17 protein-coding genes and 1 riboswitch are annotated in these 17,756 nt (G+C 65.8%); of the genes, 10 read left to right on the forward strand and 7 right to left on the reverse strand.

From position 1 onward, the window contains the following. Nucleotides 1-1,023: ribosome small subunit-dependent GTPase A (gene rsgA, locus B0T44_RS24330; protein ID WP_254893711.1), on the forward strand; the 1,023-nt coding region annotated here is incomplete at its 5' end. A 228-nt stretch (nucleotides 1,024-1,251) separates the two neighbouring features. Beyond that, the gene (locus B0T44_RS24335) at nucleotides 1,252-2,103 is read left to right on the forward strand and encodes an SDR family oxidoreductase (protein WP_077120744.1); all 852 of its coding nucleotides are present in this window, start codon (nucleotides 1,252-1,254) and stop codon (nucleotides 2,101-2,103) included. Between the two features lie 92 nt (nucleotides 2,104-2,195). Here the strand turns inward: B0T44_RS24335 and B0T44_RS24340 are convergent, their stop codons facing one another. The 3 genes from B0T44_RS24340 to B0T44_RS24350 form a co-directional block, all read right to left on the reverse strand. Next, nucleotides 2,196-2,510, reverse strand: a complete 315-nt coding sequence (locus tag B0T44_RS24340; protein WP_077120742.1) for a DMT family transporter — start codon at nucleotides 2,508-2,510, stop codon at nucleotides 2,196-2,198. A gap of 10 nt (nucleotides 2,511-2,520) precedes the next feature. After that, a riboswitch (guanidine-III (ykkC-III) riboswitch) is annotated at nucleotides 2,521-2,588 on the reverse strand. A gap of 79 nt (nucleotides 2,589-2,667) precedes the next feature. Beyond that, on the reverse strand, nucleotides 2,668-4,563 hold the full coding sequence (locus B0T44_RS24345) for a glycosyltransferase (protein WP_077120857.1): 1,896 nt from the start codon (nucleotides 4,561-4,563) through the stop codon (nucleotides 2,668-2,670). A 76-nt stretch (nucleotides 4,564-4,639) separates the two neighbouring features. After that, on the reverse strand, nucleotides 4,640-5,101 hold the full coding sequence (locus tag B0T44_RS24350) for a GtrA family protein (protein ID WP_245839361.1): 462 nt from the start codon (nucleotides 5,099-5,101) through the stop codon (nucleotides 4,640-4,642). Nucleotides 5,102-5,304: 203 nt separating this feature from the next. Here B0T44_RS24350 and B0T44_RS24355 point away from each other — a divergent pair, with 203 nt between their 5' ends. Then, complete coding sequence (locus B0T44_RS24355; protein WP_077120739.1) at nucleotides 5,305-6,276, forward strand: glycosyltransferase; 972 nt, start codon at nucleotides 5,305-5,307, stop codon at nucleotides 6,274-6,276. Next, nucleotides 6,273-8,102, forward strand: a complete 1,830-nt coding sequence (locus B0T44_RS24360; RefSeq protein WP_254854238.1) for a DUF2142 domain-containing protein — start codon at nucleotides 6,273-6,275, stop codon at nucleotides 8,100-8,102. The genes B0T44_RS24355 and B0T44_RS24360 overlap by 4 nt, the downstream gene beginning before the upstream one ends. Nucleotide 8,103: 1 nt before the next feature. On the opposite strand, the gene rfbB is transcribed toward B0T44_RS24360, so the two are convergent. Then, nucleotides 8,104-9,117, reverse strand: a complete 1,014-nt coding sequence (gene rfbB, locus B0T44_RS24365) for a dTDP-glucose 4,6-dehydratase (protein WP_077120737.1) — start codon at nucleotides 9,115-9,117, stop codon at nucleotides 8,104-8,106. 50 nt (nucleotides 9,118-9,167) lie between these two features. Next, nucleotides 9,168-10,160: an alpha/beta hydrolase gene (locus B0T44_RS24370; protein ID WP_077120735.1), complete on the reverse strand. Its 993-nt coding sequence runs from the start codon at nucleotides 10,158-10,160 to the stop codon at nucleotides 9,168-9,170. A 193-nt stretch (nucleotides 10,161-10,353) separates the two neighbouring features. Here B0T44_RS24370 and rfbA point away from each other — a divergent pair, with 193 nt between their 5' ends. Together rfbA and B0T44_RS24380 are read left to right on the forward strand one after the other, a co-directional pair. Further along, nucleotides 10,354-11,226, forward strand: coding sequence for a glucose-1-phosphate thymidylyltransferase RfbA (gene rfbA / locus B0T44_RS24375; RefSeq protein ID WP_077120733.1), 873 nt, complete (start codon nucleotides 10,354-10,356; stop codon nucleotides 11,224-11,226). Nucleotides 11,227-11,228: 2 nt separating this feature from the next. Then, nucleotides 11,229-11,783 (forward strand): dTDP-4-dehydrorhamnose 3,5-epimerase family protein, encoded by a 555-nt coding sequence (locus tag B0T44_RS24380; RefSeq protein WP_077120851.1) that lies wholly within the window; start codon nucleotides 11,229-11,231, stop codon nucleotides 11,781-11,783. A 36-nt stretch (nucleotides 11,784-11,819) separates the two neighbouring features. On the opposite strand, the gene B0T44_RS24385 is transcribed toward B0T44_RS24380, so the two are convergent. Beyond that, nucleotides 11,820-12,692 (reverse strand): helix-turn-helix domain-containing protein, encoded by an 873-nt coding sequence (locus tag B0T44_RS24385; protein WP_077120731.1) that lies wholly within the window; start codon nucleotides 12,690-12,692, stop codon nucleotides 11,820-11,822. 451 nt (nucleotides 12,693-13,143) lie between these two features. Here B0T44_RS24385 and B0T44_RS24390 point away from each other — a divergent pair, with 451 nt between their 5' ends. Continuing rightward, nucleotides 13,144-13,647 (forward strand): hypothetical protein, encoded by a 504-nt coding sequence (locus B0T44_RS24390; protein ID WP_077120849.1) that lies wholly within the window; start codon nucleotides 13,144-13,146, stop codon nucleotides 13,645-13,647. 124 nt (nucleotides 13,648-13,771) lie between these two features. Here B0T44_RS24390 and B0T44_RS24395 read toward each other — a convergent pair whose 3' ends face one another. Further along, nucleotides 13,772-14,227 (reverse strand): GtrA family protein, encoded by a 456-nt coding sequence (locus tag B0T44_RS24395; RefSeq protein ID WP_077120729.1) that lies wholly within the window; start codon nucleotides 14,225-14,227, stop codon nucleotides 13,772-13,774. A gap of 201 nt (nucleotides 14,228-14,428) precedes the next feature. Between B0T44_RS24395 and dprE1 the strand changes: the two genes are divergently transcribed. From dprE1 to B0T44_RS24410, 3 genes are all read left to right on the forward strand, one after another. After that, on the forward strand, nucleotides 14,429-15,898 hold the full coding sequence (dprE1, locus tag B0T44_RS24400; RefSeq protein WP_245839357.1) for a decaprenylphosphoryl-beta-D-ribose oxidase: 1,470 nt from the start codon (nucleotides 14,429-14,431) through the stop codon (nucleotides 15,896-15,898). Beyond that, the gene (dprE2, locus tag B0T44_RS24405; protein WP_077120727.1) at nucleotides 15,895-16,656 is read left to right on the forward strand and encodes a decaprenylphospho-beta-D-erythro-pentofuranosid-2-ulose 2-reductase; all 762 of its coding nucleotides are present in this window, start codon (nucleotides 15,895-15,897) and stop codon (nucleotides 16,654-16,656) included. The genes dprE1 and dprE2 overlap by 4 nt, the downstream gene beginning before the upstream one ends. Nucleotides 16,657-16,768: 112 nt before the next feature. Further along, nucleotides 16,769-17,756: arabinofuranosyltransferase (locus B0T44_RS24410; RefSeq protein WP_176219236.1), on the forward strand; the 988-nt coding region annotated here is incomplete at its 3' end.

A 17,756-nucleotide genomic window follows, 5' to 3' on the forward strand; every position in this document is an offset into this window, starting at 1 on the left:
CCCTACGGCTGGACCGAGGCCGTTTCCGAGCGTTACCGCTCGATGATTTCCGAAGACGGTTTTCCCGCGCGCATCGTGCGGATGGACCGTGGTGAATGCGATGTCGCGACGCCTGCCGGGCCCGCGCGGGCGCGGTGCCCGCGGTCGGACTCCGAGGTCAGCGGGCTGTGCACCGGTGACTGGGTGGTGGTCGACGAGGAGTGGCAGGTGCGCAGGCTGCTGCCGCGGTGGTCGGCGATCCTACGTTCGAGCGCCTCGCGCACTTCGCAGGGGCAGGTGCTCGCCGCCAATGTGGACACCGTGCTGCTCTGCATCGCGGCCGACGGTGATGTCGACCTGGCGCGGATCGAACGAATGCTCGCCTTGGCGTGGGAGAGCAATGCGCAACCGGTGGTTGTTCTCACCAAAACCGATGCGGCCGAGTATCTGCCGATGGACGAGGTGCGGGCGGTCGCGCCGGGCGCGCCGGTACTCGCGGTGAGCGCTACCGCCGGTATCGGGATCGACGTGCTGACTGCGGTGCTCGACGGGACGGTCGCGCTGATCGGGTCGTCAGGCGCGGGCAAGTCGACGCTGGCCAACACCTTGCTCGGCGAAGAAGTGTTCGCCACCGACGCCGTTCGCGTCACGGACAAGAAGGGCAGGCATACGACCGTGCATCGAGAGTTACGGCCGCTGCCCGGTGGCGGCACCCTCATTGATACGCCCGGCCTGCGTGGAGTAGGGCTGTGGGATGCCGCGGACGGACTCGAGAAAACCTTCAGCGATCTCGAATCGATCGCAGCAACTTGCCGTTTCCGCGACTGCGCGCACAACGACGAACCGGGTTGCGCGGTGCGGGCAGCGATCGACAGTGGGGAGCTGACTCAGCGCAGGCTCGACAGCTACCGCAAACTGGCCCGGGAAAACGAATGGCAGGCGGCGCGTACCGATAAACGGCTCCAAGCGGAGCGGGATCGGTTCTGGCGCAGTGTAAGCAAACAGCAGCGCAGGCACTATCGCGAACGCGACAACCGCCGCTGAGGTGGGCGGCGCGGGCCGGGTCGGAGTGGGTCGCCGAGACCTGGTCGCGGATCTGCAATGGGGTGGCGTCAGCCGACCTCGACCTGATCGGGGCGTCGGGAACACCGGCGCCCCGATCTACCGCCCTCTATGCAACTGGGTGCATATTTTCCGGGTTTACGCTTGGTGTCGAGATGCCGATCGCCGCCGGTGCCGAATACCGCGCGGCCGAGACGACAGGAGCAGCACATGACGAACCCCGGGACCAAGCCGCTGGCCGGTAGAACGGTGATCATGTCGGGCGGTAGCCGTGGCATCGGTCTGGAAATCGCCAAACGGGCCGCCGCCGACGGCGCGAACATCACCCTCATCGCCAAAACCGATCAGCCGCACCCCAAACTGCCCGGCACCATCCACACCGCTGCCGCCGAACTCGAAGCAGCAGGCGGCGTGGTGCTGCCATTCGTCGGCGATGTCCGCATCGATAACTCCGTCGCCGAAGCAGTGCGGCTGACCGTGGAACGGTTCGGCGGCATCGATATCGTGGTCAACAACGCCTCCGCCATCGACCTGTCCCCCACCGAGGACCTGTCGATGAAGAAATACGACCTGATGCAGGACATCAACTGCCGCGGCAGTTTCCTGCTGTCGAAGCTGTCCATCCCGGCGCTACGCGAATCCGCAGCTGCCGGCCGCAACCCGCATATCCTCACCCTGTCGCCGCCGCTGAACCTGGACCCGAAATGGGCCGGTTCCTCGCTCGGCTACACCATCGCCAAATACGGCATGTCGCTGACCACCCTCGGCCTGGCCGAGGAGTTGAAGAAGTACAGCATCGGCGTGAACTCGCTGTGGCCGCGCACCACCATCGCCACCGCGGCAGTGCGCAACCTGCTCGGCGGGGAGGAAATGGTGGCCACCTCACGCACCCCGGACATCTACGCCGATGCCGCCTACCTGGTGCTCACTTCACCGGCCGCGGAGACGACCGGCAACTTCTTCATCGACGACGACGTACTGGCCGCGCACGGCATCACCGACCTGGACAAGTACCGGGTGACCCCGGGCGACGGCCCGCTCACCACCGATCTGTTCCTCTGATCGGTACGGCGGACGCCACGACAACAGCGCGTTGGCGTCCGCCGTCGGCTCGGAGCCGGCACGCCGAGCCTTTCCGACGAGCGAGGTGCGGGTCAGTGGATCAACTTCAGCCCGACCACACCGCCGACGATCATGGTCAGGAACGCCACCTTCAATACGGCTACGCTTTCTTCCCCGGTGGCCATCGCGTACACCACGGTGAGCACTGCACCGATCCCCACCCACACCGCATACGAGGTGCCCACCGGCAGCTCCCGCATCGCATAGGCCAGTCCCGCCATGCTCATCGCCAGCGCAACGAAGAAGAGCACCGACGGCCCCAACCGGGTGAACCCTTCCGATTTGCCCAGTGCGGTCGCCCAGACCGACTCCAGAACGCCCGAAAGCACCAGAACGAGCCACGACATCACAGCCTCCTGCGGGCCGTCTTGTCGCACACCGGGTACGGCACCCCTCGTCCGGAAGCCGCCTTGTCGGGGCTCCGTTCCAAGGTCTCACACCCGCTACCGGCTGGCAACCAACCTGCACACGCTCACAAACAGCTTTCCGTGCGCCGATATCGGTTCAGCCGCGGTCGATGCCGTACAGCCGCTCCCAGTTGGCGCGGCTGGTGAGATCCGGCACAGCCGCGCGGTACTGCTCCTGCAACGTGGGCAATTCCTGGCGCAGCCTGCGCAGCACCCGGAAGGTGCGCAGCAGCAGCTTGCGGGCGGTCGCCTTGTCCCGGCGGCGGACCCGGACCCCGGACTGGGAGGCATCGGTCACCACGACATGGTCGAACAGCGAGACATGCCACCAGTGCGCATCCTCGCGGGTGACGCCGATCAGGCCGTGCTGAGTCCGGCCGGTCCACTGAGCAATGGCCCGTTTGATCAGCACCGCGGTCAGCCTGCTCGGCTCGCCTCCCGCGCGGCGCACACGAATATGCGCGGACGGTACCGGGGGATTCGCAGCAGGATGTTTGATCGTTTCCGGGTAATCGGCGCGCGTGGAACGCGCCCGCGCCAATGCCTCGATACCGCCGTCACGCAAAATCTGCGGCCCACGCAGGAAGTCCTCGATTCCCTGCAGAGTGGTATGCACGAGCCCGTATTGCATAGCAACAAGGTGTTCGGCGAGATTGCGGAACAGTTGCTTGGTAATAGCTCTACCGTCGAGGTCGGTGTGCAACGCGCCGACGATCAGGGAATTGCGGGTGCTGAAATAACGCGCCCAATCGTCGAAATCCTTCCAGTAGAAATCGGCGTGCCATACCGCGGCATTCGGCAGCGTCACCGTCACGAAGCCGTGTTCCCGGGCGCGAACACCGTACTCGACGTCGTCCCACTGGAAGAAGATCGGGAGCGGCAAACCGATCTTCGCGACCACCTCGGCCGGGATCAGGCAGGTCCACCAGGCGTTGTAGCCTGCGTCGACGCGCCGCTCCTGATTGCGTTTGAGCATGCTGGTATTGCGCAGCGCCTTCGGCACCCGCTGGCCGTGGCTGAGCTTGTGCAGATGCACCTCCTCGGCGCCGACATTGAGATAGTCGGGGTTGAGCAGATACAGCATCTGCGCGCCAACCAGGGTCGGTTCCACGGTGAGGTTGGCGAAGGCGTTGAGCCGCAGCACCGTCTCGGGTTCGCAGAGGATGTCGTCGTCCATCAGGATGACGTCGGCGTGCTCGTTGGCGGCAGATACCTCGTACAGCCCGCGGGTGAAACCGCCCGCCCCCCCGAGGTTCGGCTGCCGGATATAGCGCAGCTTGTCGCCGAACGCGGGCCGTGTCTGCTGGTACAGCGGACGATCCTGCACCAGGTCGGTGCCCTGGTCGACGACATACACCGCGTCGATGACATCCAGCACAGCCGGATCCGAGGCCAGGGCTGCCACAGTGTGCGCGCAGTCCTCGGCCCGGTTGAACGTGCAGATGGCGATGGCCACCGGGCGCACCCGCTCGGGGGCGCTCGTAGTCCAGGTCAGATCCGAGATCGCCAGTTCGCCGCCGACCGCATCGAACTCCAGCCACAGCGCGCCGCCGTCGACGTACTGGTCCAGCGGGGCGGTGAGCGTCAGCGGCCCGCTGCCGTTCACATCGGCGGATCCGATGATGCGCCGGTGACCCGCGATATCGGAGGCGACGATCCTGACTCGCGCCTTCTTCGCGATATCGAGCACCATCGACGCCGTGACCTCGGTGACGGTGGTCCAGCGCTGCCAGTAGCTGGCCGCGAACCGGCCGAAGTAGGTGTTGGTGTGCGCGGTCGCACCCTTGTCCAAACGGATACTCAGCCGTTCCCTGGTCGATTTGCCCTTCACGACCGCGTACAGCTCGTCGTTCACCTTCGCCGACGGGCCGGTGAAGATACCGCGCTGCAGCACCAGCCGGTCCGGCGCTCTACGGTCCGAGCGCAGCGCCTCCGGCGCGCCCGACGAGCGATCGTTCGTTTCGGTAACGGCCTGGGTAGCCGACTGGTCCATGAAGTCCTCGAAATTCCTCATTGTTCCGACGGGACAGACACGCCCCTGAATACCGTTCGCGGCGGGAGCGAGGATATCAATCAGCCACGCCGTGCGCCCGTTCGGCAACTTTACGAGCGGGCCCGTCGGTGAATACGAACTTGTCATAGGCCCAATAGCGGAACAACACCGCGACGATCTGGCCGATCAGCGTGCCCGAGATGTTGTCCGACAGCGGACTGGACAGATCCAGCACGTAACGGGAAAAACCGAGGCACCCCAGCTGCAAGGCGATCGCGACTACATTGAAGGCCGCATACAGCAGATACTCCCGGCCCGGATTGCCAGACTGTTTATGCGAGAAGGTCCACCATTTGTTGCCGAAGTAGGTGACCACCGTGGCGACGCCGATCGCGATGATCTTGGCTGCCAGCGGCGCATTATACAGAACACCCTCGCCGCCCCAGAAGACGAGCAGGTTATAGGTACCCGCATCGACCACGAAACCGATCGCACCGACCACGAGGAAGGCCCCGCCCCGCCGCAGCGCGGTGAACACCTTTCCGGACAGCGACCGGTCCTGCGGGCCGGGTTCGGCCGGGGTTGCAGAACCGGTCGAGACGCCGGACTCGGCCGGGGCAGGCGAAGACTCACTGCTTGGCACGGGCCGACGGTACCTCAGCCACCTCGACCGGTCGCCGCGGCGCAGACCCTGTAATCTCCCGGTGTTCCCTTTCCAGCCGACATCGAGGACTGACCCGGGTGGACTCCACCGAGCTTCGTATTGCCGCCGTGGTCCCTTGCCACAACGAAGAGGCTTCGGTCGCCAAGGTCGTCAACGACCTGCAGGCCGCCGTGCCGGGAATCGTTGTCTACGTTTACGACAACCTGAGCACCGACGCGACCGCCGAACGGGCGCGGGAGGCGGGCGCGATCGTGCGCACCGAGCATGCGAAGGGCAAGGGCAACGTGGTGCGCCGTGCCTTCGCCGATATCGAAGCCGACGTGTACCTGATGATCGACGGCGACGACACGTACGAGGCATCGGCCGCGCCGCTGATGATCAAAACGCTGCTCGACGGGCCGTACGATCATGTGCTTGGCGTTCGGAAGCAGAACGAGGGCGCTTCGGCGTACCGGGCGGGTCACGAGACCGGCAACAAGGTGCTCAACGGCGTGGTCGGCAAAGTGTTCGGCGAGAACGTCGAAGATATGCTCAGCGGCTTCCGGGTGTTCTCGCGCCGCTTCGTCAAAAGTTTCCCCGCGGTCTCGCGCGAGTTCGAGATCGAAACCGAGCTCACCGTGCATTCGCTGCATCTGCGGGTGCCGCAGACCGCGGTGCCGGTCGGCTTCCGGGATCGTCCCGCGGGCAGCGAAAGCAAACTGCGCACCTACCACGACGGGTTCAAGATCCTGGCCCTGATCATCGGCCTGGCCCGGCATGAACGGCCGGTCGCCTTCTACGGGCTGTTCGGCACGCTGAGCTGGATTCTGGCGGTGGTGCTGACGGTGCCGATCGTGATCGAGTTCTACAACACCCACCAGGTGCCCCGGTTCCCGACGCTGTTCTTGGCGTTCACCTTGCTGCTACTGGGCTGCCTGGCCTGGACCGCAGGGCTCATTCTCGACGGTATCCGCAGGTCACGGCACGAAACCTCGCGACTGGTCTATCTGCGCTACGCCGCTCCCTGGTACGGGCCCCGTCCCGGCACGAACGATGAGGACCAGCGTTGACCACTTCCGCTGGCCGGGGCACCGACAAGGACGACTCGGCCCCATCGCCCGGCGCCGACTCGTCGGCCGCGCAGTCCGGCGGCGCAGGCGAGAAACAACATAGTAGCGGCGAGATCGAGGCGACACGGTCGGCCGGACCCGATGCGACGACGGAACCCCGGACAGCCGACGAGGAGCACACCGCCAGCGGCGACACGGCACCGGCCGGAGGTGCGACGGAAGCCCCGGGCGCCACCAAGCCCGCCGCCGAGACCGGAGGCACCGAGCCCGTCGACGTACAGACCGCTGGCGTACAGACTGCCGACACGAAGACCACGAGCGCCGAACTCAGCGACATCGAGCCAGCCGCCGAGACATCCGGGCGGCTGCGCGGCGTCCGTCGTTTCGGTGACCGGCTGATCGCAAGATTCGGCGCGGCCACCCTCGTGTTCACCCTGATCACCGCCATTTTCGGCGCGACCTTCGCGGTATTGACGCCGCCGTTCTGGGGACATGACGAGATCACCCAGTTCGGCCGCGCCTACCAGGTGGCCCACGGTGGTTTCGCGCCAGCGCAGATCGAGGACGACCGCGGTGTCGCCTACGGCGGCCCGGTCCCGGCCTCGATCGATGCGTTGATGACATATGCGTTCCACGACTATCAGGACAATCCGCCGGAACCGGCGCCGATGGTCGCCGACCCCGCCGAATACGACCGGCTCGGTTCCGCCGCAGTCAGTTCCGATACCGCACAGGTCTGGTTCACCAACACTTCCGCTTACTCCCCCGTGCCCTATGCTCCGTCCGCGATCGGTATCCGATTGGCGGAGGCGGCAGGCGCGGATGTCGGCGCGGTGGTGCTGCTGACCAGGCTCGCCGGTCTGCTCACCTATATCGTGGTGGTCGGTTTCGCGCTGTGGGCGTTGCGTGCGTACCGGATCCAGTGGCTGGCGTTCACCGTCGCGGTGCTGCCGATCGCGGTGTTCCAGGCGGGAACGGTCACCGCCGATACGGTGACCAACGCGCTCGCAATCGGAGTCTCGGCGCTGCTGGTGAAGGCGCTGTTCCTCGGCGATCGCCTGGGGCGGGCCGAAACCGCCGCTATGCTGGCCGCGACGATCCTGCTGCCGTTGAGCAAACCGACCTACGTGATCCTGGCAATGCTGGTGGTGTTGATCCCCGCGAAACGTTTCGGTTTCACCGGCTGGCAGCGCTGGATTCCGTGGGTGTTCGCGGTCATCGGCGCAGTCGCGTTCGGGCTGTGGATGCGGATCGCTGCACCGACCGGCGACGGGATGAGCCTGATGCGGCCCCCGCACCAGTGGTACACGGTGAATCCGGGCGAACAGCTCACCGGCATCCTCACCGACCCGCTCGGCTTCCTCGGTGTTTTCGGCGAGAGCATCATGCGCCGTGACCAGGAGTGGTTCACCGAGTTCTTCGGCGAACTCGGTTTCGCCTACGTGGACGTGCCCGCCTTGACCATCGTGACCTGCCTGCTCGCGTTCGCCATCAGCGTCGGCATCGCCGATCGGTTCAGCAAACCTGATTTCCGGCGCACCCTGCTGGTCGCGCTGGCTATGGCGGCGAGTGTGGCCATGGTGTACGTAACCCTGCACATGTCGTTCACGCCGGTCGGCTACTTCATTATCGACGGCGTGCAGGGGCGCTACTTCGTCCCGCTGGCCATCGTCTCGTTCGCGGTGCTGCTGCGCTGGATGCCGGTGCGGCTACGCGGCCCGGGTGATGCGGCGCCGGGCCAGTATGCCGTGGTCACGGTTATTGCCGCGACCTCGATCGCGTTGATCGCGGCAATCGCCAAGTACTACGTCATCGTGTGGGGCTGAGTCACCAGGTAGGGCTGATCGCGACCTCGCCTGCCTCAGCGTAGGCCCGTTCGGTGGCGGCCTTGTCTGGCCGCCACCAGGACTCGTTCTCCCGGTACCAGTCGATGGTCGCGGCCAGTCCGGCGGCGAAATCGGCGTAGCGCGGTGTCCAGCCGAGTTCGGTGCGCAGCAGTGACGCATCAATGGCGTAACGCTGATCGTGGCCTGCTCGGTCGGTGACATGGTCGAAGTCGTCGGGGTCACGGCCGAAGGCGGCGAGGATCATCTGCACCACTGTCTTGTTGTCCAGTTCACCGTTGGCACCGATCAGGTAGGTCTGCCCGATCCGCCCGCGTTCCAGCACCTCCCAGACGGCGCGGTTGTGATCGTCGACGTGAATCCAATCCCGCACCTGATGCCCGCCGCCGTAGAGCCGGGGCCGCACCCCGTCGATCAGATTGGTGATCTGGCGGGGAATGAACTTCTCCACATGCTGGTACGGCCCATAGTTGTTGGAGCAGTTGGACAATGTGGCAGGCACCCCGAAAGAACGCACCCAGGCCCGCACCAACATATCGCTGGCCGCCTTGGTCGCCGAGTACGGACTGGACGGGTTGTAGGCGGTGAGCTCGGTGAACGCCGGGGCATCAGGGGTGAGATCGCCGTACACTTCGTCAGTGGAGACATGGTGGTAGCGCACATCGTGTCTGCGCACCGCCTCCAGTAGCGAATAGGTGCCGATGATATTGGTCTGCAGGAACGGCCACGGCTCGGCCAGCGAATTGTCGTTATGCGATTCGGCGGCGAAATGCACCACCGCGTCCGAGCCGCTGACCAGACCGTCGACCAGATCCAGATCGGCGATATCGCCGTGCACGAACTCGATCCGGTCGGCGACCGGATCCAGCGAGGTGCGGTTACCTGCATAGGTGAGTGCGTCGAGGACCGTCACCGAGACGCCCGGGCGTTCGGCGACGGTGTGCTGAACGAAGTTCGCACCGATGAATCCGGCTCCGCCGGTCACAAGCAATCGCACCCTTCGACCTTACGACCTGCGCGCGTGCGGTGCTGCGTGATCCGGATGCCTCACGCGGTGCGGGCCTGCTCGGATTCGGCCACCCTGGCTCGGATGAACCGCGACGCCCGTGCCAGCGCACCCCGCGATTCGGGCAGGCCGGGGGCGATACACATGAAGTCGTGCACCACGCCGCGCCACAGCTCCAGCGAATTCGGCACTCCCGCCGCGGTGAGCTTGCTGGCCATGAGCTCGCTGTCGTGACGCAGCATCTCCCGTTCCGCGGCGATCAGCAGCACCGGCGGCAGACCTGTGAGCTCGGCGTCGACCGGCGAGAGCACCGGATCGAGCGTGCCGTCACGCTCGGCGCCGATCCGCACCTTCGTCAACAGCCCAGCCAGCGCCGACAGCGGTAGGTAGGCGTCGGTGGCGGCATGTTCGTAGGCCTGCTTCGCGGCGTGGTCGAGATCGAGCAGTGGACTCAGCCCGAGCAGCCCGGCCGGGGCGGGCAGGCCGTGACCGAGGGCGCGCAGCGCCATGCTGAACGCAAGGAAACCGCCCGCCGAGTCACCGGCCACCACGATCCGTGCCGGGTCGACTCCATGCTGCAGCAGCCACTGGTAGGCGGTCAGGCAATCGGTCACCGAATCGGCGACCGAGGTCACCGGCAGCTGCCGGTACTCGACATTGACCACCGGCAGTTCGGTACGGCGCGCCAGCGCGGCCACGACCGGCCGATGGGTGCGCAGACCGTGAAGTTTATAGACGGTGAAACCCCCGCCGTGTACATACAGCACCGCACCATGGCGGAGTGTGCGCGCCGCACCGGCCGGGCGGACGATTTCGAGGCGGAAACCGCCCAGCACCACCTGCTCTCGGTCGATTCCTTGCGGCTCCGGCCGCAGCCGCGCCAATGCGTCGATCGCCGTCGCAGCTACCGGGATGGTCACTCGGTTGATCGGTAGCACCCGCAACACCCCGCGGAGCCCCGCCTCCATGACCAACCCCGGTGCGCTCGGCCCACCGGGATTCACCACGACACCAGGCCCCTTCATCACTGCCATCGCGCACCTACCTCACGCTGCCGCGCCGATGTGCAGACCGGGCACCGGTTCCCGCGATCGACGCTGATCGGAATAGATGTGAATGCCCGTTTTCGTCGCGCACCACACTCGGCACCACGCGTCGCGACCGATTCGAGCTCGACCCGGAACCTCCCAGCAGCCGAAGTACGGGCAACTGGCAGACTCGGCAGACATGCGCGGAATCATTCTGGCCGGCGGCACCGGGTCCCGGTTGCACCCGATCACCCGCGGCGTGAGCAAACAGCTGGTCCCGGTCTATGACAAACCGATGGTCTACTATCCGCTGTCCACCCTGATGCTGGCCGGTATCCGCGACATCTTGGTGATCACCACTCCAGAGGACGCGGAATCCTTCATCCGGCTGCTCGGCGACGGTAGCCAGTTCGGGATCGCGATCAGCTATGTGGTCCAGCCCCACCCGGATGGTCTGGCCAGGGCTTTCGTGCTCGGCGCCGACCATATCGGCGACGACCGGGTGGCGTTGGTGCTCGGCGACAATATCTTCCACGGGCCCGGCCTCGGCACCAGCCTCGGCCGTTTCCTCGATATCGACGGCGGCGCGGTATTCGCCTACCGGGTCTCCGATCCCGGCGCATACGGGGTTATCGAGTTCGTCGACGGACGCGCGGTCTCCATCGAGGAGAAACCGAAAGCGCCCCGCTCCAACTACGCCATCCCTGGGCTGTACTTCTACGACAACGACGTCGTGGAGATCGCGCGCGGCTTGCGGCCGTCGGCTCGCGGCGAATACGAGATCAGCGATATCAACCGCGCCTACCTGGAGGCGGGCAAGCTGCGGGTCGACGTACTGGCCCGCGGCACCGCCTGGCTGGACACGGGCACCTTCGATTCCTTGCTCGACGCGGCGAACTACGTGCGTACCATCGAGGAACGGCAGGGCCTCAAGATCGGGGCTCCCGAGGAGGTCGCCTGGCGGATGGGCTTCATCGACGACGCGCAGCTGTGCGCGCTCGCCGACCAGCTGGTCCGCTCCGGTTACGGCCGTTATCTGCTCGACCTGCTCGAGCGTGGAAGAGGTTGGTGAACGTGGAGATCAGCGAACTCGCCGTCCCGGGAGCGTGGGTTTTTTCGCCGCGCCTGCTGCGCGACGAACGCGGAACGTTCGCCGAGACCTTCAAATCAACAGAGTTCCAGAAGGCGACGGGCCGGCCGTTCGACCTGCTCCAGGTGAACACCTCGGTATCGGCGGCAGGGGTGCTGCGCGGTATCCACTACACCGACGACCCACCCGGCCAAGCGAAATACGTCACCTGTGTGCGCGGTGCGTTCCTGGACGTCGTCGTCGACCTACGGCCGGACTCGCCCACCTTCGGCCGCTGGGACAGCGTGTTGATCGACGATGTGGACCGGCGCTCGGTGTTCCTGTCCGAAGGGCTCGGCCATGCGATCCTGTCGCTGGAGGACGACTCCACCGTCACCTACCTGTGCTCGCTGGAGTACTCCCCGGAGTTCGATCACGAGATCGACGCTTTCGATCCCGATCTCGGCATCGTCTGGCCGACCACCGATCGGGCAGACAGGCCGTTGACGTATCTGCGCTCCCCCAAAGATCGCGCCGCGCCCCGGCTGCACGCCCGCTGACCAGCGTCCGCTGAGCCGTTTGGCGCCAGCCGGTTTTCAACCCTTCCGTACGCGGTCCACGCCTTCGGCGATACCGACGGTCACGGCGTCGAAATCGTCGAAAGCCTGCTGGTACCGGGTGGTATCGGTCGCCTTGTCCAGATACTGCGGCCCGGTGAATGCCTCCACGTACACCACAGACGGCTCCGGCGCCTGACCCGCAGCGGCAGCGGCGAATTCCAACAATACAAAGCGACCTGTCTCGCTGCCGGGGTGGTAACCGGTGTTGCTGGGCAGCAGCCGGATTCGCACATTCGGCAGCTGATCTGCGCGCAGCAGCCGATCCAGTTGCCCGGCGACCACCGTGGCATCGCCGATACGCCGCCGCAACGCCGCCTCGTCGATCACCACATCCAGGCACGGCGCGGACGGCTCGCGGGTCAGCAACGCCTGCCGGGCCATCCGCAGCCGGACCCGGCGTTCGATCTCGATCTGGGTCAGTTGCGGCCGAGCGGCCCGCAGCAGCGCCCTGGTGTACGACTCGGTCTGCAGTAGGCCCGGGATCAGCTGGTCCTCGTAGCCTGCCAAGCGTGTCGCGGCCTCCTCCAAACCGAGGTAGACGTCGAAACCGTCGCCGATCGCCTCGTTGTAGGCAGTCCACCAGCCGCGGGCCTTGGTGTCGCGTGCCAGTGCGCGCAGTGGTGCGACCACCTCGGCCGGTGCGCCGTACACCATGCACATCGCCTCGACATCCAGCCCGCGCAACGATGTCTGCCCGGTTTCGATCCGCCAGATCTTCGCCTCGGACCATTCCAGCCGCTGGGCCGCCACCCGAGTGGTCATCCCGGCCCGATTACGCAGATCCCGCAGCTGCCTGCCCAGTCTGCGTCGCGGCATGGTCGACCCGGTCGTGCCCGGTGGTAGTCCCATGCGTTCCCCCTTGTCATCCGAACGGCATTGTTCTACAACGATTTCGGTGTTCGCCACCGATACTGACGCAGAGACGCCGCTGACACAACCAAGCCGATTCGGTGCGGGGTGATTCGCGGGAGGGCGATACGGTCTTGGGGATCTGGGCGATCGGAACGCCGGAAACCCCCACGCCGACTGGGGAAACACGAACCGCGCGCCCACAGCACAGACGCAGGCGTGAACTCAACCCCTAATACTCGCCGAGATAGCAAGGCCGTCCTCCCGTCGCCACTCAAAGCAGACTCCTGACCTGCGGTTTTCCCCTTTGCGCGGCCATAGCTCAGACCTGACCGGTGAGACGAACCCGACAGTCTCGAAAAAATTACGGAAACGGCGTAACGCTCGAGGTGCCTGCCGTCGATACGACCGGTGAATGCACGAGAAAAAATACCGGGGAATGGAGAAAACAGTGCGTACGACGTTTCCGACTTCCGTCTCGGCGGACACCATGTCCGCGGCTGCGCAGGACTACGCCCAGCGCGGCTGGACGGTCGCTGAAACTGTCAACGGCCTGTGCCTGGTCACCGACGAGGACCTGTCCGCCATCGAGGTCACCGGGGAGCTGGCCGGCGCGGTGCGGCGTTTCTTGCGGGCCAACAACCTGTCCGGCCCCGTGATCGAGATCCCGGGTACCGAGCGCCGCGAGATCCACTTGGTGACCGGTGTCCGCAAGGCCGCCATGGCCATGCAGGCGCTGCGCGAGGCGGGGGCGACCGTGCACACCGACGGCGCGAGCATCCCGCTGCCGCCGACGCAGCTCTCGGCCGGGTCGGCCTGCTGGGGCGTCGCCCCGAGCGAAGCCCGCTGGGTCCCGCCGGTCGTCGCCATCAGCGCCGCCGTCCGGGCCGCCGCCACCCGTAAGCGCGGGCAGCTCACCAGCAAGCGCGGGCAGCTCACCAGCGTCGCCTGCTGAGCCGTTCGCCGATACCCCCGACCGCCGCGGCTCGATGCCACCTGAGCGGACCGCTATATCGCTGTGATGTCGCCGGTTCCCCATCGAGCCGCGGCGGTTCCGGTTTCCGCACCTCGCCGCAACCTCACCGGCCGATCTTGAAGATCACCGCCCGCTGCACCACGAAATTGATCACAGTGGCGGTGCCCTGCGCCACCACGAACGCCAACGGCACCCGCCACCACTCCTGCGGCAACGTCCGATACAGCACCCAGTTGATCCCCACCTGAACCGCGAACGTCACCGCATACAACACCACAACAGCGGCGAACCGTGCCCGACTCGGCGGCGCCTTGAACGTCCACCGCCTGTTGATCAGATACGCCGTCGTAGTCCCCGCCACAAACCCCACACCCTTAGCCGGATTCACCGGTACCCCCGCCACCCCCAGCAGCAAGGTGTACAGCCCGAAATCCACCACCGCGGACAATCCACCGGTGGCCACGAACCGGACAACCTGCGTCTTCAGGTCGACATCGGTCCCCCCTGGCTCATCAACAACCGGGATCTCAGCTGGCAAAGGACGCGGTTCAGCGGACATTGTGTTGATTTTGCCGTGTCCATTTACCGCGTCTCCGATGCGGGGGTTTGCGCCCCCTTATGGCTCGCGTTTCACCTCACGCGACTCGCACCCGCAGCGCATGCGCCGAAGGCGCGAGTCGCGGGTGCGGAAACGCGAGCCACCGGGGGGCCGCGAACACGCCGCGCCGGAGGCGCGGCCATACATGTAGCCTATGTGCCGATGTCCACGAAAGCTCCGACCTCCGCTATCTCATCCAGTGAAGACAGCGCTTCTACCGGCGGCGATGCCGGGGCGGCGTTTGCGCTTCCTACGCGCACCCGGGCGTTGACCGGGTGGGGTCGTACCGCAGCCACCTCTGCCGAAGTGCTCTCGACCAGCGATCCGGAGTTGATCGCCAAGGCCGTGGCCATGGTCGCGGAGGATAATGACAGCAAGCCTGCTCATCTGCGGCGCGGTGTTATCGCGCGCGGGTTGGGCCGGTCGTATGGCGATCACGCGCAGAATGCGGGCGGGTTGGTTGTCGATATGACGGCGCTGAATCGGATTCACCGTATCGATGGCGATACCCATCTGGTGGATGTCGATGGCGGGGTGAGCCTGGATCAGTTGATGAAGGCGGCGTTGCCGTTCGGGTTGTGGGTGCCGGTGTTGCCGGGGACTCGCCAGGTGACGGTGGGTGGGGCGATCGCTTCCGATATCCACGGTAAGAATCATCACAGCGAGGGCAGTTTCGGTAATCATGTCCGGTCGATCGATCTGCTGACCGCCGATGGGCAGGTGCAGCATGTGACGCCGAAGCGGAATACGAAGCTGTTCTGGGCGACGGTGGGCGGTAACGGGCTGACCGGGATCATCCTGCGCGCGACCATCCAGATGGTGCCGACGGAGACGGCGTACTTCATCAATGACGGTGTCAAAACCGATACGCTCGATGAGACGATCGCGGCGCACAGCGATGGCAGCGAAGCGAACTACACGTATTCGAGTGCCTGGTTCGATGTGATCAGCCCGCTGCCGAAGCTCGGCAGGGCCACCATCACTCGCGGCCGGTTGGCCACGGTGGACGAGCTGCCGAAACGCTTGCGTAGTAAGCCGCTGAAGTTCGATGCGCCGCAGTTGATGACGGTGCCGGACATCTTCCCCAACTGGACGATGAACAAGCTGACGCTGATGTCCATCGGCGAGGCGTATTACCGGATGGGTGGTAACTACACCGGCAAGGTGCAGAATCTGACGCAGTTCTATCATCCGCTGGACATGATCGCGGAGTGGAACCGCGGCTACGGCTCGAACGGTTTCCTGCAGTACCAGTTCGTGGTGCCGGTCGAAGCGGTTGAGGAGTTCAAGCGGATCATCATCGATATCCAGGCTTCCGGCCATTATTCGGCGTTGAATGTGTTCAAGCTGTTCGGTCCAGGGAACCAGGCGCCGCTGAGCTTCCCGATGCCCGGTTGGAATATCTGCGTCGACTTCCCGGTCAAGCCGGGGCTCAACGAGTTGGTTCGGGAGCTGGACCGGCGGGTCCTGGAATTCGGCGGGCGGCTGTACACCGCGAAGGATTCGCGTACCGACGCCGAAACGTTCCACAAGATGTACCCGCGGATCGACGAGTGGATCAAGGTGCGCCGGAATGTCGATCCCACAGGCGTTTTCATGTCCGATATGGCGAGAAGGCTGGAGCTCCAGTGATTAATGCCGTTGGCAACCCGCAGACCATCCTGCTGCTGGGCGGTACCTCCGAGATCGGTCTGGCGATCTGCGCCGAATATTTGCAGAAGGCGCCCGCGCGGATCGTCCTGGCCGCGCTGCCCGGCGATCCGCTGCGTGACGATGCGGTCGCTCAGATGAAATCGGCCGGGGCGAGCGAGGTCGAGGTCATCGATTTCGATGCCGTCGACACCGAGAGTCATCCGAAGGTGATCGAGGCGGCGTGGGATCGCGGCGATGTGGATGTCGCGATCGTGGCGTTCGGCTTGCTCGGCGATGCCGAGGAGCTATGGCAGAACCAGCGTAAAGCGGTGCAGATCGCTGAGATCAACTACACGGCCGCGGTGTCGGTGGGTGTGTTGATCGGCGAGAAGATGAAGGCGCAGGGCTTCGGTCGGATCATCGCCATGTCCTCGGTTGCAGGGGAGCGGGTGCGTCGCTCGAACTTCGTGTACGGCTCAACCAAGGCCGGGTTGGACGGGTTCTATCTGGGGCTCGGGGAGGCACTGCGGCCGCATGGCCCGCGGGTGCTGGTTATCCGCCCAGGACAGGTGCGTACACGCATGTCGGCGGGGGTGAAGGAAGCTCCGCTGACGGTGAACAAAGAGGATGTCGCCGCGTTGGCGGTGTCGGCGTCGCAGAAGGGTAAGGAAATCGTCTGGGCGCCGGGCACGTTCCGTTACGTGATGGTCGTGCTCCGTCATCTGCCGCGCGCGATTTTCCGCAGACTCCCCATCTGAGCCACGGCCACCCGGACGCGGTGGCGCCGCCCGACTGCCGATCGATAGCGCCTACCGTCGATCCGGGGTCGTGGTGTGTGAATATCTGACCCGGTCGGCTGGAGTGGATGGGATGAGCGCAGCGGTGGCGGAACAACGTGCGGGTCGCGGGGCCGGACGAGCAGTGTTGGCGTTGCGGCAGGCCGGTTCCGGAGCTGGTGAGGCGGTTCTTGCCGCCTTGGTGGCGATCGTTGTGGCTGCTGTCGGGCTTTTCGCGTTCTCGCTGGTGTCCTGGCCCGCGTTCAATTCGTCGAATGTGACGCGGGCCCTGACCACTGTCGGGCAGGTCGGGGCCGCGGTGCTCCTCGCAGCGTCGATCACGCTGCTGCGCCTGCGGCGGGCCCGTCGGCTGGCGAAGCTGCTGTCGTGGGCGGGTATTTCCGCGTTCGTCACGGTAACGCTCGGGATGCCGCTGGCCGCCACCAAGCTGTATCTGTTCGGGATCTCGGTCGACCAGGAATTCCGGACCGAGTACTTGACCCGGCTCACCGACAGCGCCGCGCTGCGCGATATGACCTATGCCGATGTGCCGCCGTTCTATCCGGCCGGGTGGTTCTGGGTCGGTGGCCGGGTGGCGAACCTGCTCGATATGGACGGGTGGGAGGCGTTCAAGCCGTACGCCATCGGTTCGATCGCGGTGGCGGCGGTGGTTTCGCTGGTGCTGTGGTCGAAGCTGATCCGCGCCGACTGGGCGGTGGGGGTGGCGGCGGCGGTGACAGCGGTGACGGTCACCTACGCGGCGCCGGAGGCTTATGGGGCGGTTATCGCGGTGCTGCTGCCGCCGGTGCTGGTGCTGGCGTGGGGTGCGCTGCACCGGCCCGCACCGGTCGAGGGCGGGGAGGCCCGGACTGCCGGTGGTTGGGGTGCGGTGCTCGGAACTGGTTTGTTCCTCGGTGTCGCCGCCGCCTGCTACACGCTCTACTTCGGCTATGCAGTGTTCGCGATCACGCTGATGGCGCTGCTCGCGGCCGGGCTTGCGGTGCGTTCCCGGCGGGCCGCCGCGCATCCGCGGCGCCGTGATGTCGCCGCCGCACCCGCTGGTGGGGCGTGGCGGGCGGCCG

The organism is Nocardia donostiensis, from assembly GCF_002081715.1.
In the GTDB taxonomy this organism is placed as follows: Bacteria; Actinomycetota; Actinomycetes; order Mycobacteriales; family Mycobacteriaceae; genus Nocardia; species Nocardia donostiensis.

Bases quoted from the DNA above. Each gene is read 5' to 3' on its own strand.
- B0T44_RS24335 (WP_077120744.1), top strand. From the start codon at position 1,252: ATGACGAACCCCGGGACCAAGCCGCTGGCCGGTAGAACGGTGATCATG.
- B0T44_RS24340 (WP_077120742.1), bottom strand. From the start codon at position 2,510: ATGTCGTGGCTCGTTCTGGTGCTTTCGGGCGTTCTGGAGTCGGTCTGG.
- B0T44_RS24345 (WP_077120857.1), bottom strand. From the start codon at position 4,563: ATGGACCAGTCGGCTACCCAGGCCGTTACCGAAACGAACGATCGCTCG.
- B0T44_RS24370 (WP_077120735.1), bottom strand. From the start codon at position 10,160: ATGGCAGTGATGAAGGGGCCTGGTGTCGTGGTGAATCCCGGTGGGCCG.
- rfbA (WP_077120733.1), top strand. From the start codon at position 10,354: ATGCGCGGAATCATTCTGGCCGGCGGCACCGGGTCCCGGTTGCACCCG.
- B0T44_RS24385 (WP_077120731.1), bottom strand. From the start codon at position 12,692: ATGGGACTACCACCGGGCACGACCGGGTCGACCATGCCGCGACGCAGA.
- B0T44_RS24395 (WP_077120729.1), bottom strand. From the start codon at position 14,227: ATGTCCGCTGAACCGCGTCCTTTGCCAGCTGAGATCCCGGTTGTTGAT.
- dprE1 (WP_245839357.1), top strand. From the start codon at position 14,429: ATGTCCACGAAAGCTCCGACCTCCGCTATCTCATCCAGTGAAGACAGC.